Origin of the sequence: Azospirillum oryzae, from assembly GCF_008364795.1 — a bacterium.
In the GTDB taxonomy this organism is placed as follows: Bacteria; Pseudomonadota; Alphaproteobacteria; order Azospirillales; family Azospirillaceae; genus Azospirillum; species Azospirillum oryzae.
The window spans coordinates 118,981-144,994 of the sequence record NZ_VTTM01000014.1; the positions used below are offsets into that span (position 1 = coordinate 118,981).

Sequence of the window (26,014 nt, forward strand, 5' to 3'; positions counted from 1 at the left end):
ACGGTCGGTGCGGTCTGAGGACGCTCTTGCCAACATAGACGTCGCGGTGCTTGCCGGCGGGCTGGGCACACGCATCCGGGGCGTTCTGGGTGACACGCCGAAGGTCCTGGCCCCGATCGCGGGCCGCGCCTTCCTCGGCCACCTGCTGGATTACCTGTCGACCTACGGATCGCGCCGGGTGGTTTTGTGCCTGGGCCATCTGGCCGACCGGGTGACCGCATGGCTCGCCCGCGGCGATTCCGCGGGCACCATCGACGTGGTCTGCCAGATCGAACCGCGCCCGCTCGGCACCGCGGGCGCGCTCGGCTATGTCCGCAAGGAACTGCGCAGCAGCACCATCCTGGTGGTGAACGGCGACACCTTCCTCGACGCCGATCTGCGCGCCTTCATCGCCTCGCACCGGTTGTCGGGGGCGGAGGCGTCGGTCCTGTGCGTGACGGTGGAGGACGCCTCCCGGTTCGTGCGGGTGGAGATCGGGCCGGACAGCCGCGTCCGCCGTTTCCTGGACAAGGCGCCGGGGGCTGGCATCATCAACGCCGGCGTCTACCTGTTCTCGGCCACCTTCCTCGACCGTTTCATCACGGCGGGTGCGGTATCGCTGGAACGCGACGTGCTGGAAAAGCTGCCGTCTGGCACACTGAACGCCCATGTCGCCAAGGCCCGCTTCCTCGACATCGGCACGCCGGAAAGTCTGGCCACCGCCGCCAGCGTCATCGCCGGCCGCGAGTCCTGACGGGGAGGCTGGTCGGGAGCCCCGGCGGCCGCAATTTACCTCCGCCCACGCGACCGTCTGCCACTGGACTCGCGCAAAGTGCCGGGCCAAGATGCGCACCGACTCGACACCGTGCGCAATGGGTGCTTGCGCCGGGGCCGGGTCGCCACGCCGATTTCTCCGGACCAGTGCCATGGCCGTCATCCTCATCCGCGCCGACGCGTCGCCGACCATCGGCACCGGCCATGTCATGCGCTGCCTCGCCGTGGCGGAAGCCTTGCGCGACCAGGGGCACGAGGCGCTGTTCGCCGCCGTCGAATCCACCCCCGCCATCGACCGCCGGCTGTCGGCGGACGGCTTCCGCCATGTCTCCATTGCCGGGCCGGTGGGGCAGGCGGCGGATCTGGCCGCCACCCGCTCGCTCCTGCGGCGGGAACACGGCATGGCGGTGATGCTCGACGGCTACCGCTTCGGCGAAGCCTACCGCGTCGGGCTGCAGGCGGCAGGCGCACGGGTGCTGGCCTGGGACGACCTTGGCGACGGCACGCCGCTGCACGCCGACCTCGTCGTCAATGCCGCACCGCAGGCGGCAGCCCTTCCCTATGACGCGATGGCGCCCGGCGCCGTCCTGCTGCTCGGCCCCGGCTACGCCCCCTTGCGGCGGGAGGTACGGCTGGCGGCTCAGGAACCGCGGCGGGCCATCGCCGACCGGCCGGTGCTGCTGGTGACCTTCGGCGGCTCCGACCCGCTCGGCCTCACCGGGCCGGTTCTGCAGGCGCTGGCGAAGGAGCGGCCGGACGGCTGCCGGATCGTCGCCGTGGTCGGCGGCAGCAATCCGCGAGCAAAGGAGGTGGCGGCCGAGGTGGCGGCGCTCGCCGCCGATGGCGTTTCCGTGGAGATCGATTGCCCCCGCATGGGCGCGCTGATGGCCGACTGCGGTCTGGCAGTGTCAGCTGGCGGCGGCACCATGGGGGAACTTGCCGCGCTGGCGGTGCCGACCCTGCTGGTGGTAACCGCCGACAATCAGGCGATGGCGAGCGGCGACGCCGCCGAACTCGGCTGGTGCACGGCCGTGGACGCCCGCGGCTGCGACCCCGCCAAGGCGGCGGCGGTCATCGCCGGGCGGGCGCTCGCCCTGTGGGCCGACGCCGGGCAACGGCAGCGGATGCAGGATGCCGCCACGGCTTTGCCGCTGGACGGCGATGGGGCGGTGCGCATCGCCAGCGCCCTCACCGGCCCGGCGCTCAAGCCCGGCAGCGCCGCCCGGCGGCGGACGGCGCTGGCCTGAAGGCCCTCTCCGGTCAGCTGACCACGCGCCACGTGCCGTCCGGCTGCTGGCAGGCAGTGCCGAAACCCTGCTGGGTACGGCCCTGGACCACGATGGTGGTCTGGTATTCGCGGCACAGCTGGCCCTGCGGCCCGGTGCCTTCGCGCACGGGCGTGTAGCTACCGTAATTGCCGGTGTCCGGATTGTTCCAGCGCACGGTGCTGCCGGTCGGCGCGCTGTAGGCATTAACCGCCGCCTGCTGGGCATAATTCTGGTCGGCACGGTCGAGCGAGGCGCCGGCCGCATTGCCCAGTGCCGCACCCAGCAGCGTGCCGACGCCCACCGCCACCAGCTTGCCGCTGCCGCCGCCGAAGCGCGAACCGGCCAAACCACCGACCACGCCGCCCAGAACGGTGCCGGCCGTCTGCTTGTTGGCGCTGATGCCGCCATAGGAATCGCCGTAGCCGGGCTGGGCGCAGCCGGCAAGCGGGGCCGCGAGCAGGCTGGCGGACAGCGCGGCGGCGAGGAAGGGGCTGGCTTTCATGGTGGCTCTCGTCCAGTTGGATCCTGTTGGGGTCGGCACGAAACGGTTCGTTCCTGACGCCATCAACATGGCTGCCCCGCATCTTATTCCCGGTGCGTGACGCGGTGCCTCGCTTGCCCCTATGATCGGGCCAAAGGTTCCACAAAGGAATCGACGACAAACCCTTGGGAGGGAACGAACATGCTGCCCAACGCGGACAGCTATGAAGGGGTGTCCCGCGCCTTTGCCTGGCGCGTGCCCGACCGCTACAACATCGGTGCCGACGTCTGCGACCGCTGGGCGGAAGCGGATCCCGGCCGCATCGCCCTGATCCACAAGCGGCGCGACGGCGGGATCGAAGAATACCGCTTCGCCGACATCCGCGCCTTGTCCAACCGTTTCGCCAATGCGCTGGCGGCGCAAGGCGTGGCCCGCGGCGACCGGGTCGGCATCCTGTTGCCACAGGCGCCGGAAACCGCGATCAGCCATGTCGCGGTCTACAAGCTGGGCGGCATCGCGGTGCCTCTGTTCTCGCTGTTCGGGGTGGAGGCGCTGGAATACCGGCTGGCCAACTGCGGCGCCCGTGCCGTGGTCACCGACGCCGCCGGGGCCGCCAAGATCGCCCAGATCCGCGACCGGCTGCCGGAATTGCGCGCCGTCTTCCGCGTCGACGGGTCCGGCCCCGGCTGCCTGGACTGGCATGGGCTGTGCGACGCGGCGTCCGACAGCTTCACCCCGGCCGACACCGGGCCGGACGATCCGGCGCTGATCATCTACACCTCCGGCACCACCGGCCAGCCCAAGGGCGCGCTGCATGCGCACCGGGTGCTGCTGGGCCACCTGCCGGGCGTGGAAATGTCGCACGACCAGTTCCCGCAGCCGGGCGACCGCATCTGGACGCCGGCCGACTGGGCATGGATCGGCGGCTTGCTCGACGTGCTGCTGCCGGCCTGGCACCATGGGGTCACGGTGGTCTCCCATCGGTTCGAGAAGTTCGACGCCGAAGCCGCCTTCGCTTTGCTGGCCGAATTCCAGGTGCGCAACGCCTTCCTGCCGCCGACGGCGCTGAAGATGATGCGGGCGGTGAAGAACCCGCGGGCGCGCCACCGCATCGACATGCGATCCGTTGCCAGCGGTGGCGAGACGCTGGGCGCCGGGCTGCTCGACTGGGGGCGTGAGACCTTCGGCGTGACGATCAACGAGTTCTACGGCCAGACCGAATGCAACATGATCGTCTCCTCGGCCGCGACGCTGATGACGCCGAAGCCCGGCATCATGGGACGTCCGGTCCCCGGCCACGACGTGGCGGTGATCGACGGGCAGGGCAACAGGCTGCCGCCGGGGCAACTCGGCCTGATCGCCGTGCATCGGCCGGACCCGGTGATGTTCCTCGGCTATTGGAACAATCCCGACGCCACCGCCGCGAAGTTCATCGGCGACTGGCTGGTCACCGGCGACCAGGGGGAGTTGGATGAGGACGGTTACATCCGCTTCGTCGGGCGGGACGACGACGTCATCACCTCGGCCGGTTACCGCATCGGCCCCGGCGAGATCGAGGATTGCCTGATCGGCCATCCCGCCGTCCGCATGGCGGCGGTGGTCGGCGTGCCCGACCCGTTGCGCACGGAGATCGTCAAGGCCTTCGTCGTGCTGCAGGAGGGGGTGACGCCGGACGATGCACTGGTCGCATCGATCCAGGAGCATGTCAAGACGCGGCTGGCTGCCCACGAATATCCGCGATCGATCGAATTTCTTGAAAGCCTGCCCATGACCACAACCGGCAAGATCATTCGCCGGGAGTTGAGGAACCGCTTGTAACATCATGATAGAGTTAATTTTATTGGCCGCGGCCTTTCTGGCCGGTGCGATGAATGCCGTTGCCGGCGGGGGAAGTTTCCTGACCCTGCCGGCCCTGATCTACGCCGGGGTGCCGCCGGTCGCGGCCAACGCCACCGGCACGGTCGCCCTGCTGCCCGGCTATGCCAGCGGCGTCTATGGCTATCGCCAGGACCTGACACCGGTCGGCACGCTCAGCCTGCCGCTGCTGTCGGCGGTCAGTCTGGTCGGCGGGCTGGTCGGGGCCGGGCTGTTGCTGGTCACGCCGGATTCTGTGTTCCGCGGCATCGTGCCCTGGCTCCTGCTGCTGGCCACGGGGCTGTTCGCCTTCGGCAATATGCTGGCGCAACAGCTGCGCAGCCTGGGACTGCACGGCAACGGGGCGATGCTGGGCACGCTGTTCGCCGTCTCGGTCTATGGCGGCTATTTCAACGGCGGGCTCGGCATCCTCCTGCTGGCGCAGCTGAGCCTGTTCGGCATGACCGACCTCAACGCCATGAACGGGCTGAAGAACCTGTTCTCCGCCGTGCTGACTGCCATCGCCGTGGTGGCCTACGCCGCGGGCGGAGCGGTGGAATGGCCGAAGGCGCTGCTGATGGTGGTGGCCGCGGTCGCCGGCGGCTATGTCGGCGCCCGTCTGGGGCGGAAGATCCCCAAGCCGATCCTGCGCACCGGCATCATCGCCGTCGGTCTGGTGATGAGTGCGGTGTTCTTCCTGAAATGATCGCGCTATAGAGGGCGCTCCCCGCCTTTTGGACCTGCCGCCATGCTGACCGTATCCGATCTCGACCTGTACTATGGCGACGCCCAGGCGCTCGACGGCGTCACGCTGCAGGTGGCGGCGGGGCAGACCACCGCCATCGTCGGCGCCAACGGGGCAGGCAAGACATCGCTGATCCGCGCCATCTCCGGCATCCTGAAGCCGGCACGCGGCAGCATCCGCTTCAAGGACCGCGAGATCGCCGGGTTGCCCAGCCATGTCGTCTGCGACCTCGGCATCGGGCAGGTGGCGGAGGGGCGCCAGATTTTCCCAACGCTGAGCGTGCGGGAGAATCTGGAGATGGGCGCCGTCATCCCACGCGCCCGGTCCAGCGCGCGCCAGACCTACGACCGGGTGCTGGACCTGTTCCCCCGGCTGCGCGAAAGGCTGGATCAGGCGGCCGGCACCCTGTCCGGCGGCGAGCAGCAGATGCTGGCGATCGGCCGCTGCCTGATGGGCAAGCCGGACCTCATCATGTTCGACGAGCCGTCGCTCGGCCTGTCGCCGGCCCTGGTGCAGGAGTTGTTCCGCATCATCCGGTCATTGGCGGCCGAGGGCATGACGATCATCCTGGTCGAACAGAATGTCGCCGCCTCTCTGCGCATCGCCCAGGCGGCTTACGTGCTGGAGAACGGCCGGGTGGTGCTGTCGGGTACGGGGGAGGCGCTGCTGGCCGACCCGGCGGTGAAGCAGGCCTATCTGGGGCTGTGAGTCCGACACGGCTCCACCGGCGATACCCCCCTTATCCTCCTATCGTTGAATATACGAACCATCTACAGTCCCCATAAGCTGGCAGTCCAAGAATGATCGGCCAGAAATAATTGGGCGGGGACCATGGCGGCAGGCTGCACCAGACGGACGACATTGCTGGCGGCCGGCGCACTGCTGGCGTCGGCGACGCTCCGGCACGCTGCAGCCGCCGACCGGCCGGTCGTCCGTGCCGGGATTCTGAAGTTCGGCACGGTCAGCTGGGAACTCGACACCGTCCGCGCCAACGGGTTCGACAGGCAGGCCGGGATCGAGCTGCAACTGGTGGAACTGGCCGGCAACCCCGCCACCCAGGTGGCGCTCCAGGCCGGCGGGGTCGATATCATCGTCTCCGACTGGCTGTGGGTGTCGCGGATGCGCAGCAAGGGGGAGGCGCTGTCCTTCATCCCCTACTCGACCGCCGTCGGCGCGCTGGTGGTTCCGGCCCAATCCGCCATCGCCGGGATCGGCGACCTGCGGGGCAAGCGCATCGGGGTCGCCGGCAGTCCGCTCGACAAGAGCTGGCTGCTGCTGAGGGCCTTGGCGGCCGACCGGCATGGGCTGTCGCTCGACCGCGACGCGCAGCCCTTCTTCGCCGCGCCGCCCTTGCTGAACAGCAAGATCGCCGACGGCGACCTGGACGCCGTGCTGACCTTCTGGCCCTTCGCCGCCCGGCTGGAGGCGAAGGGCATGCGCGTGACCATGACCGTTACCGACATGCTGGAGGCGCTGGGCCAGCCGGCGACGGTGCCGTCCATCGGCTATGTCTTCCGCGAGGATTGGGCGCGCGCCAACCCGGCGGCCCTCGCCGGCTTCCAGGCTGCGACCAGCAAGGCGAAGACCCTGCTGGCGGAGTCCGACGCCGCCTGGGAGCGGCTTGCCCCGCTGATGCAGGCGGAGGACGACGCCACTTTCCGCACCTTGCGCGACCGCTATCGCGACGGCATTCCGCGCCGCTGGACGGAGGAGGAGCGGGCGGGGGCCGCAAAGCTCTACGCGCTGCTGGCGCGGCTGGGCGGGCGGGAACTGGTCGGCGACGCGCCCACCATCGCCCCCGGCACCTTCTGGACCGGCGGGGCCTGAGCGGTGCGGCGTGCCCTGATGTCCCTCCTGATGCCCGCCCTGATGCCGTTGGCGTCGATCCTGCTGCTGCTGGCCGTCTGGCAGGCGGCGGCGCTGACGGTCGGCGGTCGTCTGCTGCCGGGACCGGTGGTGGTGGCCGAAGCCCTGCTGCGCGAGGCGGAGAGCGGGGCGCTGTTCCATCACATGGGCGTCACGCTGCTGCGTGTGCTGGCGGCCTTCGCGCTCGCCATGTCGATCGGGGTCGGGCTCGGCCTGCCGATGGGGCGGTCACCCTTCATCGACCGGCTGTTCGGCCCCTGGCTGGTCTTCTTCCTGAACCTGCCGGCGCTGGTGGTCATCGTGCTGGCCTATGTCTGGTTCGGATTGACCGAGGCGGCGGCCGTCGGTGCCGTCGCGGTCAACAAGATTCCCAACACGGTGGTTCTGGTGCGGGCCGGTGCCCGCGCCATCGACGAGGGGCTGATCGACATGGCCCGCGTCTACCGCCTGTCGCCCGCGGACCGGCTTCGCCATGTGCTGCTGCCGCAACTCACCCCCACCATCGCCGCGGCTGCGCGGTCCGGCCTGGCGCTGATCTGGAAGATCGTGCTGGTGGTCGAACTGCTGGGCCGCAGCGACGGTGTCGGATTCCAGATCAACCTCCTATTTCAGACCTTCGATGTCGCAGGAATCCTGGCTTACACCATCGCGTTCGTGGCCGTGGTCCAGCTTCTGGAATACGGCGTCCTGCAGCCGGTCGAGCGCCGATGCCAGCGCTGGCGGCGGATGCCCGCTGAAGCTTGAGATCCGCTCCAAGCGCTTCGGCGCGGTGGAGGCGGTGCGCGGCCTGACCCTGTCCGCCGCGGCGGGGGAGGTCGTGGCGCTGGTCGGCCCCAGCGGTTGCGGCAAGACGACCGCGCTCGGCATCGTCGCCGGGCTGGACCGCGCCTTCGACGGCGTGGTGGAGGTCGGGGCGCGGCCGGACGGTGGACCGGCCCGGCTCGGCTATGTCTTCCAGGAGCCGCGCCTGCTGCCCTGGCGAACCGTGCGGCAGAATCTGGCGCTGGTCCTGCCGCGTGCGCAGCGCAGCGGCCCGGCGGTCGACGCCATGCTCGACGCGCTAGAGCTGACGCCCTTTGCCGACCGTTTCCCGACCCAGCTGTCGCTGGGCATGGCGCGGCGCGTGGCGCTGGCCCGTGCCTTCCTGGTGGAGCCGGACCTGCTGCTGATGGACGAACCCTTCGTCTCGCTGGACGAGCCGACGGCGCTTCGCTTGCGCACGCTGCTGTCACAGTTGCTGGACCGGCGGCCGGCCACCGTCCTGCTGGTCACCCACAATCTGCGCGAGGCTCTGGCCTTGGCCGACAGGCTGCTTCTGCTGGCGCCGTCGCCCGGCCGGGTGGTGGCGGAGGTGCCGGTGACCGTCCCCCGCGCCGCCCGCGACGATACGACCATCGAGGCGCTGCGCCGCGACCTGCTGTCCCGGCCGGAGCCGGCCTTCCGGCTGCTGGCCTGACCCTTCGCGACTTGTGGGTTCATTTGCCGCTCGTCCGTTTACAAGTGCTGCGGTATCTTGCCTCGCTGCCGGGTACGTCCGGCGATTGCAGCGGGTGGCGGAGCCGGATGGCTTTCGGACGATCGACAGTGCGGCGGGTGCGGCGACTCGGCCTGATGGCCGGGATGGCCGCGCTGTTGCTGCAGGTCATCGCCTGGGGCTGGATGCCGATGGTTCCGGGAACCGCCCGGGCCGGAGAGACCGCCTCGCTGCCGATCTGTTCCTCCGGCGGCCTGACCACCATCCAGGTCGATGCCGCCGTTTATGAAATCGGCGAGTTCGGGTTGGCGTCCGATGACGGCGACCCTGACAAATCACCGGATCACGCGCCGTCCGGCACCGGCCACTGCCCGCTCTGCCCGCTTGTGGCCGGGCTGGCCTTGCCGCCGCCGCCACTGACCGTCGGCCCGGCCCTTGCCATGGCCAGCGATTCCCGCCTGCTGCCGGGGGAAAGAATCGCCGCCGGCTGGTTCCTGTCGACCCTCCAGGCTCGCGCTCCCCCGTCGCTCGCCTGATTTTCGCGGCTGCTCAGCCATAGCAGCCGCGCGCATCGCCACGCCCGCCCTCCGTCCGGATCGGTGCGCTTGGCGGTCTATCGACGCATTCCAACGCGCAACCTTCCAATTCACGCCCCGCGGCATACCCCGCCGCGGCGGCTCCCCCCTTGCTGTTCACATCCGCATTCCAGGAGAAGAGTCCATGAAGCGCATTCTCGGCATCGCCGCCGCCCTCGCCCTGTTCGGTGCCGTCCCCGCCCTGGCCCACAGCTACAAGGCCGGCCCGATCGAGATCGGCCATCCCTGGGCGCGCGCCACCGCACCGTCGGCTCCGAACGGCGGTGCCTACCTGTCGCTGACCAACACCGGCAGCACGGAAGACCGTTTGGTCTCCGCCTCCACCCCGGCCGCGGAGAAGGCGGAGTTGCACACCCATCTGAACGAGAATGGCGTGATGAAGATGCGGGAGGTCCCGGGCATTCCCGTCGCGCCGGGCGAGCAGGTGAAGCTGGCGCCCGGCGGGCTGCACATCATGCTGCTGGGCCTCAAGAAGCCGCTGGAGAAGGGCGCCCGCATCCCCATGACCCTGCACTTCGAAAAGGCCGGCACCGTCGATGTCGAGATCGCCGTCGAGGCGGCCGGACAGGGCGCGCCTCAGACCGAAGGGCATATGGGCGCCATGGGCGGCGCCGGCCACGGCCACAACGCCGAACCGGCCAAGAAGGAGTGACGCGAAAGGCCGCCGGCGGGGAACCGCCGGCGGTCTCTCTTCATAGTATCACGCTCGTCCCGGTCACTCGGCCGGAGCGACCCCCACCGGCTGGGAGAGCTTGGCGGCTTCGGCTGCCTGATAGCGGGGCGACAGCACGCCGAAGCGGCGCGCCCACCATGCCGTCAGCGGCGGCGTCAGCAGGGCCGTGACCACCACGCTGGTGGCGATCAGCGCCGTGGCGGACGGGGCGACCGGGGCGAAGGTCGGCTCGATCGACGCGATGATCGGCGGCACCGTCACAGCCGCGCCGGCGGTGGAGGCGGCACCGATGCCGGCCGTGCCGTTGCCCTTCGCCAGCAGGATGTCGGCCATCACCAGCATGAAGCCGGTGACGACGATCACCGCCAGGCCCAGCACGATGCCCAGCAGCCCGGTGTTGAGGATCGTCGAGAAGTTCAGGTTGTTGCCCAGCGCAAAGGCGAAGAACGGAACCATCACCGAGACGCCCTGGGTGAAGAAGGCACGCAGGTCCTTGTCCAGATTGCCCAGCGCGAAGCCGATCAGGAAAGGCAGCAGGGCGCCGACCATCGTCTGCCAGGGGAAGGCCGCCAGACCCGCGATGCCCAGCGTCACCATGGTCATGAAGGGCCCGGATTCCAGACACATCAGGCAGAAGGCGCCCGCCTCCTCCTTGGTGCCGTACTGCTGCATCAGCGCCATGTACATGCCGCCGTTGGTGTCGTTCATCACCGCGATGATCGCCAGCACCGACAGGCCGGAGAAGAAGCCGGACGTGATGCCGTCCGCCGGGATGAACCAGGAGGCGATGACGCCCGCCATGGCGGCGGTGAGGATCTTGACCGACACCAGCACGCCGCTCTTGCGCAGGACCAGCGGCGTTGCCTTCAGGCTGATGCTGGCGCCGATGCAGAAGAACCACACCGACAGGATCGGCAGCGTGCCGGTGATCAGGCCGTTGGTGAAGGACCCGAAGAATTTGCCCGTGTTGGGAGCGAGCGTGTTCAGGCAGGCGCCGAGGAACAGGGGGAGGATCATCATCCCGCCGGGGATGCGGTCGATCCGGGATTTGATGTTCATGGCCGACACTCCTTAGAAATTCATCCCGTCGCCGCCGCACCCCACAGGCGTCGGGCATGCTTCAGCGGCCGTCTTTTTGTCAGGACGGCACGCCATGCGCCGTCAAGTGCATACTAGTATGCAAGTTGCGCGACCACTGTCAAAGCGACTGATTGTCAGCCGCGACACGTTGTCGCGTTTGAGTAGGGGAGGGAGTGGGAGAGAGCGGCTTTCCGGACCACGAGAAGACGCACAAACTCGTTCGGCTCCTTCGCAGGAGCCGATTGAAGAGGCGCTTGGATGATCGGATTGGACCTTCCGGCCCGTCAGCGCGGGCGGTGGCGGGCCAGGGCGTCGGTGATGTCGAGGTCGCGGAACGGCTTTCCGATCACCGGGCGCTCACGGTGGGCATCGGGAAGCCCCTCGGCCCCATGACCGGTGGTGAAGATGAAGGGGATGCCGGCGGCGGCCAGTCGGTCGGCCACTGCGTCGACCCGCTCGCCACGCAGGTTGACGTCCAGCAGCGCGATCTCGAAGCCGCCCGCCTCGATCATTTCCAAGGCCGCTGAAACCGAACCGGCCGGACCGATACAGGTGACACCCTGGTCGAGCAGGGCATCCTCCAGGCTCATGGCGATCAACGGTTCATCCTCGACGATCAGGACGGTCAGGTTCGACAGGTTCGCGTCGGTCACTGCGGGTTCACTCGCGACGACAATGGGATTACCAGCCGGCATCGCACGCCGGCGGGGTCGAAGGCAAGGGCAACATCGCCTTCCAACTCATGCGCCAAGCCGCGCTCGATCAGGCGGGAGCCGAAACCGCGACGGGTCGGCGGCACCACCGGCGGGCCGCCGCTCTCGCGCCAGCGCAGCACCAGCGCGCCCGCGGCGGTGCGGGAGGAATGCCCGGAGCCGGCATGGCTCGCCACCCCATCCCGTGCAGGCGACCCGGCCGGCGGCGTGATCTCCCAATCCAGATCGATGCGGCCGCTCTCCGCCGACAGGGCGCCGTATTTCGCGGCGTTGGTGGCGAGTTCGTGGAAGGCGAGATGCAGCGACACCGCCACGCCGGTGGTCAGATTGACCGGCGGGCCGCCGACCCTGACGCGGCCGGCATCGACATGCGGCTCCAGGGTGAGGGCGGCGATCTCGCTCAGCGAGGCGCCCTGCCAATGGCGGCGGGTCAGCAGGTCGTGCGCCTGGGCCAGGGCGCGCAGCCGCGACTGGAAGGCATCGGGGAAGGCCTCCACCGACGGGGCCGCGCGCAGGGTCTGCTTGGCGATCGACTGCACCATCGCCAACGTGTTCTTGACCCGGTGGTTCAGTTCCTCCAGCAGCAGGAGCTGCCGTTCCTCGGCCCTCTTGCGGTCGGTGATGTTGAGCGAAACGCCGGCCAGGCCGGTCGGCGTGCCGTCCTTGTCATAGACGGCGCGCCCGCGCACCTGGACCCAATGGACGCTGCCGTCGGGCCAGATCGTCCGGTATTCCATGTCCAGCGGCAAACCGCTGGTCACCGCCTGCCGGACCATCGCCTGCTGGGTTTCGCGGTCGTCGGGATGGACGCGCTCCAGCAGCCGGTCATAGGTGGCGATGTCCGCCGGATCGGCAATCCCCAGGTTGGCGGCGCAGATCGACGAGACACGCAGCCGGTTGGTCGCCAAAGTCAGCTCCCAGGAGCCCAGCCGCCCGGCCTCCAGCGCGAAGCGCAGACGCGCCTCGCTCTCGGCCAGGGCCGCCCGCTTGTCGGCCAGCTCGTTGCGGTCGCGCGCTTCCACCAGGGCGCGGCGGACCACGACCTGCAGGCGCTCCATGCGCAGCTTCACCACATAGTCGGTGGCGCCCTTCTTCAGCGCCTCGATGGCGTTCTCCTCGCCCAGCATGCCGGACACGAAGATGAAGGGGACGCGGGGCAGCCGGTCGCGCGCGATCGCAAGCGCCGACATGCCGTCGAAATCCGGCAGGTCGAAGTCCGACAGGATCAGGTCGTAGGGCCCCCCGTCGGCGATGGCGTCGATGAAGGCCTGCCGCGTCTCGACCCGGTGGATGTCGAACGCGTGGTCGTCGATCATCTTCAGATGTTCGCACACCAGATCGGCGTCCATGCCGCTGTCCTCCAGCAGCAGGACACGGCACGGGATCGGCCGGCCCGGATCGGCCGGTCCGCCATCCGCGAAGGGAGAACCGGCGGAATGGCCGGCGGAAGGTTCCATCACCTGCGTCATCAGCTGCCGCGCGGCCTCCGGGGATGACAGCCGGGCGGCGGCTCGTTCAGGATCGCCCAGAAACTTCCTATGTCGCGGATCGCGTCGAAAAACTCCTTGAAGCCGACCGGCTTGACCACGAAGGCGTTGACCCCCAGGCGGTAGCTGCGGACGAGATCCTGTTCCTCCTTGGACGAGGTCAGCATGACGACGGGAATGGCGCGGGTGCTGTCGTTGGCCTTGATACGCTGCAGCACCTCGATCCCGTCCACCTTCGGCAGCTTGATGTCCAGGATGATGACGGCCGGGTATTTCGGGTCGGTCGGCTTCGACACCGCCTGCCCATCCTCATGGAACAGGTAGGACAAAGCCTCCGCCCCGTCGCGGGCGACGACGATGTCGTTGGCGAGCTGCGCCTCGGCGAAGGCCTCCAGCGTCAGTTCCAGGTCCTTCGGGTTGTCCTCGACCAGCAGGATCGGTTTCAGCGTGGCCATGGGGCTACCTCGATTCGGCGGTTGCGGACCGCGGCAGGGAGAAATGGAAGGTCGCACCGTGGTCCAGCCTGCCTTCCGCCCAGACCCGCCCGCCGTGGCGCTCCACGATGCGGCGGACATTGGCGAGGCCGATGCCGATGCCCTCGAACTCCTCCTCGCGATGCAAGCGCTGGAAAACGCCGAATAGCTTACCGGCATAGGCCATATCGAATCCACGGCCATTATCGCGCACGTAGAACTCGTGCGCGTCGGCGGTTGTGCGGCAGCCCACCTCGATCTCCGGCGCGACGCGGTCGCGCGTGTATTTGATGGCGTTCGACAGCAGGTTCTGCACCACCAGCCGCAGCATGGTCGGGTCGCCGTTGACGCCCGGCAGCGGATGCACGGTCCAGCGCACGTCGCGGCCCTGCAGGTCCGGCTCCAGCAGGTGGCGCACCTCCTCCACCAGCCGGCCGACATCGACCTCGACCCGCGCCAGCGTGGTGCGGCCCAGCTGCGAGAAATGCAGAAGCCCGTCGACCAGTCGGCCGGCCGAACTCGCCGCCTCGATGATGCTGTCCAGGTAATGGCGCTCCCGCTCGTTCAGCTTGTCGGCGGCGCGGGAGCGCAGAAGCTCGGCATAGCTGGTGACGTGGCGGAAGGGTGCCCTCAGGTCGTGCGAGACCGAATAGGAGAAGGCGGCCAGTTCGCCGTTGCTGCGGCGAAGCTCCTCGTTCAGGGCGGCCATCTCCTCGGCCTTTCGCAACACGATGCTGACGATGGCGTTGCGGAAATCGCCGGCCGCCTCGATCTCGCCATGGCGCCAGGGCAGGGACTGGCCGCGCACCGTCTCCTTCCACGCTTCGAAGGAGTTGCGCGGGGAAAGCCGGCCGCTGGAGTCGAGCGGCTTGCTGGGATCGCCGGCCCAGTCGATGGTCTGCACGATCTCCGGCCGGAACCACAGCAGATAGCTGGGGTGCAACTGCGAGATTGAGATCGCCAGCAGGCCGCTGGCGGTCCGCTCCATCCCGGCGGCGGCCGGAATCTCCAGCGGAAGTTGATGGCTGGCGAACAGGTCCTTGATGCCCTGGCCGGCCAGTTCCGCAGCAATGGCCTCGACCACCTCCTGCGGCGGGGTGCGGCCGATCAGCCGGCAATGGCCGTCGAAGAGGATCGCGGCGCCATCGGCATTGACCAGCCCGAGCAGATCCTCGCGGTCCTCGCCCAGACCGTCGATGAAATGCTCCGCCGCCGCCATGTGGGCGAGCAACCGTGCCTGGGTGCTTTTGGAACGGATACGGTGGTCGGCGTCCAGCGCCCGTTCCAGCGCGATCATCTGGCTGGACAGCACCTGCCCCAACAGATCGCAGGCGGTGCGCACCGCGAAGGAAACCTGCCGCGGTTCGGCATTGTGGCAGGAGATCAAGCCCCACAGCCGGTCGCCGTCCATGACCGAGATCGACATGGAGGCCGGCGTGCCCATGTTGCGCATATATTCCAGATGAACCGGCGACACGCTGCGCAGCACGGAAAAACTGAGGTCCAGCGGCGGCGCACCCCGTCTGTCGGACAGAATCGGAACCGGCTGGTAACGGGCGTCGGCGATCAGCCGCAGGCGGTTCAGCGCATAGAGCCGCCGGGCCTGCTGCGGAATGTCGGAGGCCGGAAAACGCAGGCCGCGGTAGGAGGGCAGGTTGCCGTTGCCGTCCTCCGCGATGACGGTGCCATTCCATTGTTCATCGAAACGGTAGATCAGCACGCGGTCGAAGCCGGTCAGCGACCGCACCTCTTCCGCGGTGATGGCCAGCAGGGCATCGAAGTCATGGGCCGCCTGCATGCGCCGGATCCCTTCGCGCATCTGCGGATACAGGGCCTCCAGCGTGCCGACGCCGGTGGGGGCGAGTTCCTCCAGTTCCAGGATCACCAGGTCGCCGGTGCGGTGGGCAATCGCCTGGAAATCGCCGCCGCCGCGCAGGTGCAGGATATCCAGCTGCACCGGTTCGGCAGGGGCGGCACGCAGCCCGCGGACGAGCGAAACCAAGGAGCCGGCGTCGATCAAACGGTCGACCGGCAGGCCGAAGGCTTCGGCGGGCGGACGGTTCAACACCGTTTCTGCTTCCGCGCTGGCGCAGACGAGACGAAGGCTGTCCGCCTCGACCGCCAGGAGATGGCCGTGCGGCTGGATGCTGCCGGGGATGTGAATCGGTTCGCGCGCGCAGGCGTCGAGATCAAGCGTGCCCGCCATGGTCGGGGGCCACGGTTCAGGTCCGGTTGCAGGCGTCACGGTCGTCCTTTGCTCATCTCGGTCACAAGTCCGACGGGTTCTTCCCGAAACGGACCTGCTTCAATCGGGTTCCACTGACATATGCCGATGGCTTTCAGCGGTATTCAGCATAATCAGCGGCATAGAAACCCTGCGTCCGCCGCGTGCACCGCCTTGAGGTGAACGAAGCCACAGCATGTCCCTTTAGACCCTATACTTTCATTATCATAGGTTAAGTTTTCTGCTTGTCCTCAGATTTCCCAACAGCTCGCTCTTTTATCATACGACGAAGATCATATTCCGAAATCAAGCTTGGATTCGCTTATAAGAGAGTATGCCGCAGGAGAACCGGGACTGTCAGCGGCCAACAAGACGGGTGGGGAAGGGGACGCCATGAAGACCGAGGTGACGCGCCTGTTCGGCATCGATTACCCGATCGTACAGGGTGGGATGCAGTGGGTCGGGCTGGCCGAACTGGCAGCATCCGTGTCGAATGCCGGCGGTCTCGGCATCCTGACCGCGCTGACACAGCCGACGCCGGAGGATCTGGCGCGCGAGATCGAGCGCTGCCGCGCGATGACCGACCGTCCCTTCGGCGTCAACCTGACCATGCTGCCGGCGGTGACACCACCGCCTTACGAGCGCTATCTCGACGTCATCATCGACAGCGGCATCACCATCGTGGAGACCGCCGGCAACAGCCCGCGTGCCTTCGTCGAGCGGATGAAGGCGCACGGCATCCGCATCCTGCACAAATGCACCAGCGTCCGCCACGCGCTGAGCGCCGAGCGGGCGGGCGTGGACATCATCAGCATCGACGGGTTCGAATGCGCCGGGCATCCGGGAGAGGACGACATTCCCGGTCTGATTCTGATCCCGGCCGCGGTGCGGGCCTTGCGCATCCCGGTGATCGCCTCGGGCGGGATCGCCGACGGGCGCGGCATGGCCGCCGCGCTGGCCCTCGGCGCCCAGGGCGTCAACATGGGCACGCGCTTTCTCTGCACGCGCGAGGCGCCGGTGCATGACAGCATCAAGCAGGCGCTGGTCGCCGCAGGCGAACGCGACACCAACCTGATCCTGCGCAGCATGCGCAACACCGCCCGCGTCTTCAAGAACGCCGTGTCGGACGAGGTCGTCGCCTTGGAAAAGCGTCCCGGCGGCGCACAGTTCGAAGAGGTTCGGCCGCTCGTCGCCGGCCAGCGCGGCCGGACCGCGCTCCAATCCGGCAATGTCCAGGATGGGGTGGTGTCGGCCGGCATGGCCATCGGCCTGATCGACGACATCCCGACCTGCGACGAACTGATCCGCCGCATGGTCGCCGACTGTCGCGCCCACCTGCGCCGCGCCCTGGCGATGGCGGATGAGTGATCGGGCAGGGCAGGGAGTGCAGGGCAGGATATGCTTGCAGGGAATGCGGTTGGCCGGTCAGAAGATCAGCTTCAGGATTCCGGTGACCACCAGCAGGCCGATGATGAAGATGATCAGGATGGCCCAGCCGAGAATCTTGAGCATGGTGTCGGTCCTTCAATCGCTTCGTTCATGACGCCGCCGGCAACCCGGTGACGCCACGGTCATGCTTGGATCAACCGATCCGCGGCGATGCGGTTCCCGCAGGACGGGCAAAGATGTTCAACGGGCACCGTACCGATGGAGCCCTCCCCTGAGCGACACCAGAAAACACATAAGCAATCTTATGGAAATAATTTGGCGGAAGGGGCCGGGCATTGGGGAAATCCCTGATCGGAAAATTGCCGCTCGCTGCGCAGGACTTCCACCTCCTGCCGCGTATAAATCGCTGACAGAAACCGGGAGCGGGCGGAATACGGCGTGGAGCCTACCGAGGAAACGGTGACCGACGAGGCGTTGATGGCGGACGCCGCAGCCGGTGACCGGAAAGCGTTTGGAACACTCACGCGCCGGCATCTGCGCCGCAGCATCGCCTTGGCCCAACGTGTTGTCGGGAACGCCGCCGACGCCGAAGAGGTTGCGCAGGACGCCTTCCTGCAGATCTGGGCCAATGCCGACCGCTGGCGTGGCGATGGAACCCGTTTCACCACCTGGCTGTACAGGATCGTGGTGAACCGCGCCATCGACTATAAGCGGCGGCGCAGCTTCGCCCCCCTGGACGATGCCGGCGAGATCGCCGATCCGGCCTGGAGCGCCGAGACGGTGATCGACGGCATGCGGATCGGTGCCGCGGTGGATGCCGCGATCGCCGCCTTGCCCGAACGGCAAAGGGCGGCGCTCAGTCTCTGCTACCATGAGGAGATGACGTGCGCTGAGGCTTCGGAAATATTGCAGGTGTCTGTTTCGGCTATGGAAAGTCTGCTGGTCCGGGCGCGCCGCGTCGTGCGGGCCCGGCTTCAACCCCTGATCCGTCAGAAGGACGGTGCACGGTCATGACGCTCAAAGAGTTCAAACGCAATGCCGCCGCCTACGGCGCCGATCTGGACCGTTGGCCGCGCTCCGCCAGGGTGGATGCGCTGGCCCTGCTGGACGGCAGCGCCGAGGCCCGCGACCTGCTGGCCGACGCCGCCATCACCGACGCGCTGCTGGACGCCGCCTCGACTCCGCTGGTCTCCGCCCGGCGCGAGGCGGAGGTCTATGACCGCATCGCCGACTGTCTGGCACAGCGGATCGTGCCGGAATTCATTCCATGGTTCCTGTCGCGACCGCCCTTCCGCCCTGCCCCGCTCGCGGGATTCCTGGCCAGCATGGCGCTGGTCGGCTTCCTCAGCTACAGCCAGGGCCTGATTTCCTTCGAAAGGACGAGCACGCCCGCCCTGTCCGGCGTGATGATCGTCAGCTATCTGGGAGACGTGAGATGACGCCGGCCATTCGGCGCCGCTGGCCTTGGTTCCTTCTGGTCGGGTCCCTTGCGCTCAACATGCTGGCCGGCGGCTTCGTCGTCGCCCACGCCTTCCGTCCGCCGCCTCCGCCGCCCGGCGGGCCGGAGCATCTGCTGGAGCGCTTCGTCGACGATGTGTCGCAACGGCTGTCGCCGGCCGACGCCGCGATCCTGCGCAAGGCGATTGACGATGCCCGTCCGCTGTTCGTCCGTATGCATGTCAGCCGCGAAGAATTCGCGCCACGCCTGCGTATGGCCCTGATGGCCCAACCCTTCGATTCAGCCGGCCTCAAGGCCCTGTTCGACAGCGTCCACGCCAACGACGCGGCGTTGCGCAGCGAGATCGAGGCGCGCGTCGTCGACACCCTTTCCCGCCTTTCCCCCGAAGGCCGCCTGCGTCTGGCCGAAAGCCGCCTTCCCTGATCCTTTCGGTTTCGACCGGCGGCAGACACTTTTTGGGGTCCGGCCGGGATGGCATGTCCGTCCCGGCCCTTTTTCTTTGCCGAAAAAAGAAAGGGCGGCCTGACGGTATCACCGCCGGGCCGCCCCCTAGTCGGTTCGGGAGGAAACGCAACCAAGTTGCACGCAGAGGTATAAGGCCGATATGGTTAACGGCCGGTGAATGGCGGAAAGAAAACGCCCTCTACCACTTTTTTGCGAAAACCACCGCAAATGGTTGCGCTTCCGCTTGGGCTGCCCGTCCCTCTGCCGAAAGGCCGGGGTGGCGTCCCCCCGCCCCGACGCGCTATGACAGACACCCTTTTGTTCGTCACAAGTCCGCAGGATCCCTGCCTCATGCTGTCCATCAGCCAGCGCATCGCCGACGAACTGTCGGTCCGCGAGTCCCAGGTCGCTTCCGCCATCGCCATGCTCGACGAGGGGTCGACCGTCCCCTTCATCGCCCGCTACCGCAAGGAGGCGACCGGCGGCCTGGACGACACCCAGCTCCGCACCCTGGAGGATCGGCTGGGCTACCTGCGGGAGCTGGAGGACCGTCGCGCCAGCATCCTGTCGACCATCCAGGAGCAGGGCAAGCTGACGCCCGAGCTGGAACGGCAGATCAAACAGGCGGATACCAAGACCCGGCTGGAGGACCTGTACCTCCCCTACAAGCAGAAGCGCCGCACCAAGGCCCAGATCGCCCGCGAGGCCGGGCTGGAGCCGTTGGCCGACGCGCTGCTGGCCGACCCGAAGAAGCACCCGGATGCCGAGGCCGCCGCCTTCGTCAGCGCCGACAAGGGTGTTGCGGACGTCAAGGCGGCGCTGGACGGCGCCCGGCATATCCTGGTGGAACGCTTCGGCGAGGATGCCGAGCTGGTCGGCCGCCTGCGCACCGCCATGGCGGAAAAGGGCGTCGTAACCTCCAAGGTGATCGAGGAGAAGAAGGCGGAAGGCGCCAAATTCTCCGACTATTTCGACTTCTCGGAGAACTGGTCGAAGCTGCCGTCGCACCGGGCGCTGGCGCTGTTCCGTGGCCGGGCGCAGGGCGTGCTCGACATCCGCCTGGATCTGCCGGTCGAAGAAAGCCAGCCGCATCCGGCGGAGGTCACCATTGCCGTCCACACCGGCATCCGCGACCAGGGCCGCCCGGCCGACAAGTGGCTGTCCGACGTTGTGCGCTGGACCTGGAAGCTGAAGATCGGCCCGCATATCGAGACCGACCTGATGGGCGCCTTGCGTGAACGGGCGGAGGACGAGGCGATCCGTGTCTTCGCCCGCAATCTGCACGATTTGCTGCTGGCTGCACCGGCCGGCCAGCGCGCCACCATCGGGCTCGATCCCGGCATCCGCACCGGCGTGAAGGTTGCCGTCGTCGATTCCACCGGCAAGCTGGTGGAGACGACGACCATCTATCCGCACCCGCCGCGCAACGATTGGGACGGCTCCATCGCCGTGCTGGCGGCGCTGGCGGCGCGGCACAAGGTGGAGCTGATCTCCATCGGCAACGGCACCGCCTCGCGCGAGACCGACAAGCTGGCGGCCGACCTGATGAAGCGCCATCCCGAGCTGTCCCTGACCAAGCTTGTGGTCAGCGAGGCCGGCGCCTCGGTCTATTCGGCGTCGGAAACCGCGGCACACGAGTTCCCCGGCCTGGACGTCAGCCTGCGCGGCGCCGTCTCCATCGCCCGCCGCCTGCAGGACCCGCTGGCCGAGCTGGTGAAGATCGAGCCGAAGTCGATCGGCGTCGGCCAGTACCAGCACGACGTGGCCGGCGGCAAGCTGGCGCGTTCGCTGGACGCCGTGGTCGAGGATTGCGTGAATGCGGTCGGCGTCGATCTCAACACGGCGTCGATCCCGCTGCTGACCCGCGTGTCGGGCCTGAACGAGACCATCGCCCGCAACATCGTCGAGCATCGCGACCGCAACGGCGCCTTCCGCTCGCGCAAGCAGCTGCTCGACGTGGCGCGGCTGGGGCCGAAGACCTTCGAGCAGGCCGCCGGCTTCTTGCGCATCCGCGACGGCGAAAATCCGCTCGACGGCTCCGCCGTCCATCCGGAAGCCTATCCGGTGGTCCAACGCATCGTGAAGACCACCGGCCGCGACCTCGGCAGCGTCATTGGCGACGCCCGCTTCCTGCGCGGGCTGAATGCGGAGGAGTTCACCGACGAGCGCTTCGGCCTGCCCACCATCGAGGACATCATCAAGGAGCTGGAGAAGCCCGGCCGCGACCCGCGTCCGGAGTTCAAGACCGCCACCTTCAAGGAGGGCGTTGAGGAACTGAAGCACCTTCAGCCCGGCATGATGCTGGAGGGCGTCGTCACCAACGTCACCGCCTTCGGCGCCTTCGTCGACATCGGCGTCCATCAGGACGGGCTGGTGCATATTTCCCAGCTTGCCAACAGCTTCGTGAAGGATCCTCACACGGTGGTGAAGGCCGGCGACGTGGTGAAGGTGAAGGTGCTGGAGGTGGACATCCCCCGCAAGCGCATCGCCCTGACCATGCGCATGGGCGAGGAAGCCCCGCGCCCGGCGCGCCGGGAGGAACGCCGTGAGGACCGGGGGCCGGCGCGCCAGCCGCAGCAGCAGGATCGCCGGCCGGCGGCACCTGCGGCCAAGGTGGCGCCGAAGCCTGTCAAGGCGCCGGAGCCGATCAACAGTGCCTTCGCCGAGGCATTCGCTAGGGCGCAGTCGGGCAAGAAGAAGTAAGGGTCAGGGAGGGGGCAGAGCGTCCGACATCAGGCGGACGCCGAGCCCGCCGATCGCGGCGGCGGCAACCCGGTCGACCCAGCGCTTGGACCGCAGGTAGGCGGCGCGCGGCCGGCCGGCGGAAAAGGCCGCGGCGACGATGGCGTACCAGCCGGCTTCGATCAGGAAGATGGCGGGCGGCAGGAAGACGAACAGCCAGAGCGGCGGTTCGGCCGGCATCAGAGCGGCGAAGATGCTGCCATAGACCAGCGCCGTCTTCGGATTGCTCAATTGCGTCAGCAAACCGAACAGCAGCGGCCGCATCAGCCCGGCGGGCGCCGTCTGTCCTTCCTCCGCCATCACGAGAGGCTCCGCGGCTCCGCGCCAGATGCGGATCGCGAGGTAGAGCAGATAGGCGCCACCCACCAGTTTCAGCACCGCATAGAGCCAGCCGATCTGCGACAGCAGGGCATGCAGCCCCAACAGCGCCAGCGACGCGAAGAACACGCCGCCGATCCCCATGCCGAGCGCGGTGGCCAGACCGGCCCGGCGGGATACGGCGATGGAGGTGCGGGCGACCAGCACGAAGCTCGGTCCCGGACTGGCGGCACCGACCGCGATGGCTCCGACGATGCTGGCGAAGGCAAGTACGGGATCCATGATCGCTCCCCTTCCGCTTGAAGGCAGAGACGATAACACAACCACGACGGCGCGCGAGGGGCGGGCAAAAAAAGTCCCCTCGCCCGCGGGGGGAACGAGGGGACAATGGCCGATGGCTTGGCCGTTACGGGGATGTCATTCGGCGGCCATCAGCACCGGAGCCTCGTCGCGCACCCGGTTCACCGCCACATAGCGGTCCAGCGCGTCCAGGCATTCGCTGAGGGTTCCGGAACCGACCGCGCGGCAGTCCTCGAAGGCGTGCGGTTCGGGGCGGAACCAATGGGTGATGTAGCATTCCTCGCGCCCGTCCAGGCTGAGGGTGAGGGCGAAGCGGCCCTCACGCCCGAGATGGGCTTGAGCGGCGCGCAGACGCGCCTGGACCTCTTCTATCGTCATGGGATGATATCCTTCCCTTGATGCCGCCTGCGGTCAGGCGGCGTGGGCGAACTTGCCGTCTTCCAAATCCGAGTCTTCCAACCGCCGAGCCCAGTCGATGTCACGCGCCAGCGACTCGACAAGAACGCGGGCCGCCCCTGCGGTTTCAGCCGGCGTGTCGGATCGAAGCAATCCCGACAGCCGCATCGCCAGCGTCTCGGCCTCCGCCTCCACCCAGCGGGCGTAGTGGCGGCGACGCTGGTCGCGGTTCCAATACCAGCGCGGCAGCTGGGCGTTGGCACGTTCGAACTCGCCTTCCCAGGCGCTCATGCGGAAAAGACCGCTGGGCGACCGGTCGCCGGTGTGATGAGTCGTCTGGGTCATGGCATTCCGTCAGGCGGCTTCCCGCCCGTCCTCTTCCTCGCGCTTCAGAATCTCGGCCTTCTTCTGGGCGAACAGGCCGGTGATGCGATGCTGGGCGGCGCGGTCCACTGCGCCGATCTCGCGCAGCCGGGTGCCGACGCCGGACCGCCAGACCTCTTCCAGGTCGTCCAGGTCCAGGCAGGCCCCCAGGCGGCGCTTCACCTCCGCCTCGAAAGCCTCGACGGCGGCGGGTTGCAGGTCCGGATTGGACTTGGCGGCATAGAAGGCCTCCGACTCCTCCCGGTATTTGCTGTCGTCGAACTGGCCCATATAGACGTCGGCGGCCAGACCCAACTGCAGCAGGCATTTGCCGACCGCGTCGGTCATCGACATCTTGAAGCACTCGTCGTCCGGCATCTCCATGCCGTTGCGGCGACGGACCATCTCGGTCCCGCCCCACTGCGGGCCGGTAAAGCACTTCTCCTTCGTCTCCGGGTCGACGTACCAGACGCGGGCGCAGATGAAGATCATCCGTTCCGCGATGGTCCAATCGACCTGCTCATAGCCCCAGCCCTTGCCGATCGGGCCGAACACCTCCGTCATCATCTGGAAGCGCCAGGTCGGGTCGATCTGCGTGCCGCGGAAGCCGCCGGAACGGGTGAAGGGCTTGGTCGCCTTCGGGTCGGTGCGCTTCAGCCGGTTCCACAGGAACATGGTGTCGATGCGCTGCGGCTCGGCCGGCCTGGCTCCGCCGGCGGATCCCTTGGAACCCTGGGAACCGCGGCTGCCGCCGGTCTTCGGCTCGGCCTGGATGGTCTCCGTCACGTTGGACCCGGCTACGTTGGATTCAGTAACACTCGACTCGGGCGTTTCGGTATCGGCAACGAGGTGGTCGGTCTTGCTCATGCGTCCCATGATTTGGGTCCTTCTTGTCCAAACGTTTCGGCTCTCCCCTCACCCCAGCCGGCGGTCAGCACTGTTTCCAGGCTGAGTTCCACCGCGTTCGGGTCAGCGGAGGGGCCCCAGGATTGCGCGTCGGCCAGGGAACGGCGCGGCGGTGCGCCATAGCGCAGGCTGAGCCGGCCCTCGCGGTCGCGCGCGAGATAGAGGCCGCCGGAGCGGCCATCGGCCTGATCGACCGCGACGAAAGCGATGCGGGCGTCTTCCGGCATCAGCGCCTTCAGGGCGGCCTCGTCCTCCTTCACCGCCAGCGCCGCCGCCCGGTTGGCAACCAGCCGGTCGGCGAGCGCGCGGAAGCGGTTGTGCCGCCCCATGTCGAAGACGCGGCCGTGCTCATAGGACGGCGCGTCCATCGGCAGCGGATCCGCCGGCTCGACATCGTTGACGACGTGCCACCAGAAGGCCTCCAACATCTCGACCAGCCGTTCGACATCGTCCGGGTGCCGATCCACCGTCATCAGGCTGTGACCGGTCGGACGCAGGATCGACAGCAGCGCGCGGTCCAGTCCGACCACCGCCAGCTGATGCTGGATTTGCCAGTGGTAGCGGCGGGCGAGGTCGGCATCGGTCTGGAAGCCGCTGTTGAACTTCGCCTCCACGATGGTGTCGAGCGCACCGTCGGCCACGCTGCTGGTCAGGAAATCGGGATGGGCGACCATCCAGTCATGCTCGGCATGGCGATAGGTGTCGGGAGCGGCCACACACGGGCGGCCGGTGGCATGGGTGACGAAGCGCGGGTGCAGATGCTCGGTCGCGATGCCGATCTGCACGGCGGCGACAAGGTCCAGATTCTCGGGCCCGACCCGGCCGGTCTTCTCGCGCCACAGCGACAGCCAGTCGCCGGCCATCACGCGCGTCGCGTCCGACGACCCGATCCGCCCCGCCCGCAAGTCCCGCTGTGCCTGAGTGATCGCCATGCTTTTCCCGACTTCCAGACCCCGAAGCGAGACCATTGCTGCAACTTCGCAGCATGTTTTGGAACCGCCTCACCGGACCCTGAATATGGGATGCGAACACGCAGCTTTCAAGAACAAAACGTGAACCGTTGGCTTGGCCGTAGACCAGCCCAAAGTCCTGGAAACACGCTATATTTGGTGCCTTCTGACAAGAGTCGTCACAAGACAAAACGGACGGAGTAGAGACGCCCGTTTTTGCGAGTCGCGGGGGATTGGAACGTGCGCCGCGACTCGTGCCGAGGCAGCCTTTTACATGCGAAGCGCTCGCACCACGTGGACGGCGACTCCGGCCACATGGGCGCTGTCGAAGGCGGTGGGTCGGCAGTCGGGATCGGTTGAAACCGGCATCAGATGGGGCGGGAAGAATCGGTATCCGCAGATCGTGCCCTCGCCCACCGTCACCACCACGTCACCCGTCTGCGGTGTCAGCACGTCCAGCGGCTCCAGCACAACGCAGTCGCGCGGCAGCACGCCGGCGGCGTCCAGGCTCTTGGACAGGATGCGCAGCGCGAAGGCCCGGCGGGAGGTGCGGCCGTCCATGGCGACCGACGCGGCGCCGTCCTTCAGCGCCCCGGCAAGAAACGCCTCCCCTGCCCGGCGGCCGAGGTCGAGGAAGATGTGCGCCTGCTCCAGAGTCAGCACCGGCACGCGGGAGACCGGCGCATAGGCGTGATCGTCGAGGAATCGCGGCTCCGACCCGGCGACGCGGGCCAACCGGGCCAGCGTGTCGGCGCTGGGCACGCTGCCCATCACGGGATCGCGCAGGAAGCGGGTCAGGTTGGTGGCGGTGACGCCGGCCAGCCGCGCCCAGCCGCCGGCGCTCCAGCCCTTCGCCTCCATGACGCCGGTCATCCAGCGCAGGATGGCTCGCCGTGTGTCGTCCATCGCCTTCCCCCCTCGCCTTCCCCACCTTGTCCTACACGGTACGGACGGGGTGGGGGAAGGCGCGATGGACTAGAACGCCCTGCGATTTCGCAGTGCCGCCTTGGACTCTGCCTTGGCGGCCCCATCTGTGCGGCAGCGAAACAACCGTGGGAGA

Annotated in this window: 28 protein-coding genes; 15 read left to right on the forward strand and 13 right to left on the reverse strand. The window is 68.0% G+C overall.

Annotated features, from left to right (window positions below):
* Positions 1–7: 7 nt before the first annotated feature.
* Both FZ938_RS26685 and pseG read left to right on the forward strand, forming a co-directional pair.
* On the forward strand, positions 8–733 hold the full coding sequence (locus FZ938_RS26685) for a nucleotidyltransferase family protein (protein WP_149201307.1): 726 nt from the start codon (positions 8–10) through the stop codon (positions 731–733).
* Between the two features lie 172 nt (positions 734–905).
* Positions 906–2,000 carry a UDP-2,4-diacetamido-2,4,6-trideoxy-beta-L-altropyranose hydrolase gene (pseG, locus tag FZ938_RS26690; protein ID WP_149201308.1) on the forward strand — a complete coding sequence of 365 codons (1,095 nt, stop codon included), beginning with the start codon at positions 906–908 and terminating at the stop codon, positions 1,998–2,000.
* Positions 2,001–2,013: 13 nt separating this feature from the next.
* Here the strand turns inward: pseG and FZ938_RS26695 are convergent, their stop codons facing one another.
* The gene (locus FZ938_RS26695) at positions 2,014–2,523 is read right to left on the reverse strand and encodes an RT0821/Lpp0805 family surface protein (RefSeq protein WP_149201309.1); all 510 of its coding nucleotides are present in this window, start codon (positions 2,521–2,523) and stop codon (positions 2,014–2,016) included.
* Positions 2,524–2,703: 180 nt separating this feature from the next.
* On the opposite strand from FZ938_RS26695, the gene FZ938_RS26700 reads away from it, so the two are divergent.
* The 8 genes from FZ938_RS26700 to FZ938_RS26735 all read left to right on the forward strand — a co-directional run bounded on the left by FZ938_RS26700 (position 2,704) and on the right by FZ938_RS26735 (position 9,689).
* Positions 2,704–4,320: an acyl-CoA synthetase gene (locus FZ938_RS26700; protein ID WP_149201310.1), complete on the forward strand. Its 1,617-nt coding sequence runs from the start codon at positions 2,704–2,706 to the stop codon at positions 4,318–4,320.
* 4 nt (positions 4,321–4,324) lie between these two features.
* Entirely contained in the window at positions 4,325–5,062 is a 738-nt protein-coding gene (locus FZ938_RS26705) for a sulfite exporter TauE/SafE family protein (protein WP_149201311.1), read from the forward strand.
* 42 nt (positions 5,063–5,104) lie between these two features.
* Positions 5,105–5,809 carry an ABC transporter ATP-binding protein gene (locus FZ938_RS26710; protein WP_149201312.1) on the forward strand — a complete coding sequence of 235 codons (705 nt, stop codon included), beginning with the start codon at positions 5,105–5,107 and terminating at the stop codon, positions 5,807–5,809.
* 123 nt (positions 5,810–5,932) lie between these two features.
* Positions 5,933–6,928: an ABC transporter substrate-binding protein gene (locus FZ938_RS26715; RefSeq protein ID WP_149201313.1), complete on the forward strand. Its 996-nt coding sequence runs from the start codon at positions 5,933–5,935 to the stop codon at positions 6,926–6,928.
* An 18-nt stretch (positions 6,929–6,946) separates the two neighbouring features.
* Positions 6,947–7,711, forward strand: coding sequence for an ABC transporter permease (locus FZ938_RS26720; protein ID WP_246458086.1), 765 nt, complete (start codon positions 6,947–6,949; stop codon positions 7,709–7,711).
* 34 nt (positions 7,712–7,745) lie between these two features.
* On the forward strand, positions 7,746–8,423 hold the full coding sequence (locus tag FZ938_RS26725; RefSeq protein WP_246799115.1) for an ABC transporter ATP-binding protein: 678 nt from the start codon (positions 7,746–7,748) through the stop codon (positions 8,421–8,423).
* A 107-nt stretch (positions 8,424–8,530) separates the two neighbouring features.
* The gene (locus FZ938_RS26730; RefSeq protein ID WP_149201314.1) at positions 8,531–8,977 is read left to right on the forward strand and encodes a DUF2946 family protein; all 447 of its coding nucleotides are present in this window, start codon (positions 8,531–8,533) and stop codon (positions 8,975–8,977) included.
* A gap of 184 nt (positions 8,978–9,161) precedes the next feature.
* A complete protein-coding gene (locus tag FZ938_RS26735; protein ID WP_149201315.1) occupies positions 9,162–9,689 on the forward strand; it encodes a copper chaperone PCu(A)C in 528 nt (175 codons plus the stop codon).
* Between the two features lie 63 nt (positions 9,690–9,752).
* On the opposite strand, the gene kdgT is transcribed toward FZ938_RS26735, so the two are convergent.
* The 5 genes from kdgT to FZ938_RS26760 all read right to left on the reverse strand — a co-directional run bounded on the left by kdgT (position 9,753) and on the right by FZ938_RS26760 (position 15,669).
* Complete coding sequence (gene kdgT / locus FZ938_RS26740; RefSeq protein ID WP_149201316.1) at positions 9,753–10,769, reverse strand: 2-keto-3-deoxygluconate transporter; 1,017 nt, start codon at positions 10,767–10,769, stop codon at positions 9,753–9,755.
* Positions 10,770–11,074: 305 nt separating this feature from the next.
* Positions 11,075–11,443 carry a response regulator gene (locus FZ938_RS26745; protein ID WP_149201317.1) on the reverse strand — a complete coding sequence of 123 codons (369 nt, stop codon included), beginning with the start codon at positions 11,441–11,443 and terminating at the stop codon, positions 11,075–11,077.
* Positions 11,440–12,960 (reverse strand): sensor histidine kinase, encoded by a 1,521-nt coding sequence (locus FZ938_RS26750; RefSeq protein ID WP_246799116.1) that lies wholly within the window; start codon positions 12,958–12,960, stop codon positions 11,440–11,442. The genes FZ938_RS26745 and FZ938_RS26750 overlap by 4 nt, the downstream gene beginning before the upstream one ends.
* A gap of 11 nt (positions 12,961–12,971) precedes the next feature.
* Complete coding sequence (locus FZ938_RS26755) at positions 12,972–13,445, reverse strand: response regulator (protein WP_109156130.1); 474 nt, start codon at positions 13,443–13,445, stop codon at positions 12,972–12,974.
* Between the two features lie 4 nt (positions 13,446–13,449).
* Entirely contained in the window at positions 13,450–15,669 is a 2,220-nt protein-coding gene (locus FZ938_RS26760) for an ATP-binding protein (protein ID WP_149201319.1), read from the reverse strand.
* 411 nt (positions 15,670–16,080) lie between these two features.
* On the opposite strand from FZ938_RS26760, the gene FZ938_RS26765 reads away from it, so the two are divergent.
* Positions 16,081–17,055 (forward strand): NAD(P)H-dependent flavin oxidoreductase, encoded by a 975-nt coding sequence (locus tag FZ938_RS26765; RefSeq protein WP_149201320.1) that lies wholly within the window; start codon positions 16,081–16,083, stop codon positions 17,053–17,055.
* Between the two features lie 57 nt (positions 17,056–17,112).
* Here the strand turns inward: FZ938_RS26765 and FZ938_RS31625 are convergent, their stop codons facing one another.
* On the reverse strand, positions 17,113–17,199 hold the full coding sequence (locus tag FZ938_RS31625) for a small membrane protein YohP (RefSeq protein ID WP_465252109.1): 87 nt from the start codon (positions 17,197–17,199) through the stop codon (positions 17,113–17,115).
* Between the two features lie 315 nt (positions 17,200–17,514).
* Between FZ938_RS31625 and FZ938_RS26770 the strand changes: the two genes are divergently transcribed.
* From FZ938_RS26770 to FZ938_RS26785, 4 genes are all read left to right on the forward strand, one after another.
* Positions 17,515–18,090: a sigma-70 family RNA polymerase sigma factor gene (locus FZ938_RS26770; RefSeq protein WP_109156133.1), complete on the forward strand. Its 576-nt coding sequence runs from the start codon at positions 17,515–17,517 to the stop codon at positions 18,088–18,090.
* Entirely contained in the window at positions 18,087–18,515 is a 429-nt protein-coding gene (locus FZ938_RS26775) for a hypothetical protein (RefSeq protein WP_149201321.1), read from the forward strand. The genes FZ938_RS26770 and FZ938_RS26775 overlap by 4 nt, the downstream gene beginning before the upstream one ends.
* The gene (locus FZ938_RS26780) at positions 18,512–18,958 is read left to right on the forward strand and encodes a periplasmic heavy metal sensor (RefSeq protein ID WP_149201322.1); all 447 of its coding nucleotides are present in this window, start codon (positions 18,512–18,514) and stop codon (positions 18,956–18,958) included. The genes FZ938_RS26775 and FZ938_RS26780 overlap by 4 nt, the downstream gene beginning before the upstream one ends.
* A 372-nt stretch (positions 18,959–19,330) precedes the next feature.
* Positions 19,331–21,682: a Tex family protein gene (locus FZ938_RS26785; RefSeq protein WP_149201323.1), complete on the forward strand. Its 2,352-nt coding sequence runs from the start codon at positions 19,331–19,333 to the stop codon at positions 21,680–21,682.
* Positions 21,683–21,685: 3 nt separating this feature from the next.
* Here the strand turns inward: FZ938_RS26785 and FZ938_RS26790 are convergent, their stop codons facing one another.
* The 6 genes from FZ938_RS26790 to FZ938_RS26815 all read right to left on the reverse strand — a co-directional run bounded on the left by FZ938_RS26790 (position 21,686) and on the right by FZ938_RS26815 (position 25,860).
* Positions 21,686–22,321 (reverse strand): LysE family translocator, encoded by a 636-nt coding sequence (locus FZ938_RS26790; protein ID WP_149201324.1) that lies wholly within the window; start codon positions 22,319–22,321, stop codon positions 21,686–21,688.
* 135 nt (positions 22,322–22,456) lie between these two features.
* Positions 22,457–22,717 (reverse strand): hypothetical protein, encoded by a 261-nt coding sequence (locus FZ938_RS26795; protein ID WP_149201325.1) that lies wholly within the window; start codon positions 22,715–22,717, stop codon positions 22,457–22,459.
* Positions 22,718–22,750: 33 nt separating this feature from the next.
* On the reverse strand, positions 22,751–23,080 hold the full coding sequence (locus FZ938_RS26800) for a hypothetical protein (RefSeq protein ID WP_149201326.1): 330 nt from the start codon (positions 23,078–23,080) through the stop codon (positions 22,751–22,753).
* A gap of 9 nt (positions 23,081–23,089) precedes the next feature.
* Positions 23,090–23,974: a hypothetical protein gene (locus FZ938_RS26805; RefSeq protein ID WP_246458082.1), complete on the reverse strand. Its 885-nt coding sequence runs from the start codon at positions 23,972–23,974 to the stop codon at positions 23,090–23,092.
* On the reverse strand, positions 23,962–24,936 hold the full coding sequence (locus FZ938_RS26810) for a YqaJ viral recombinase family protein (protein WP_149201327.1): 975 nt from the start codon (positions 24,934–24,936) through the stop codon (positions 23,962–23,964). Before FZ938_RS26810 ends, FZ938_RS26805 begins: the two co-directional genes overlap by 13 nt.
* A 288-nt stretch (positions 24,937–25,224) precedes the next feature.
* Complete coding sequence (locus FZ938_RS26815; protein ID WP_085083693.1) at positions 25,225–25,860, reverse strand: helix-turn-helix domain-containing protein; 636 nt, start codon at positions 25,858–25,860, stop codon at positions 25,225–25,227.
* Positions 25,861–26,014: the final 154 nt, after the last annotated feature.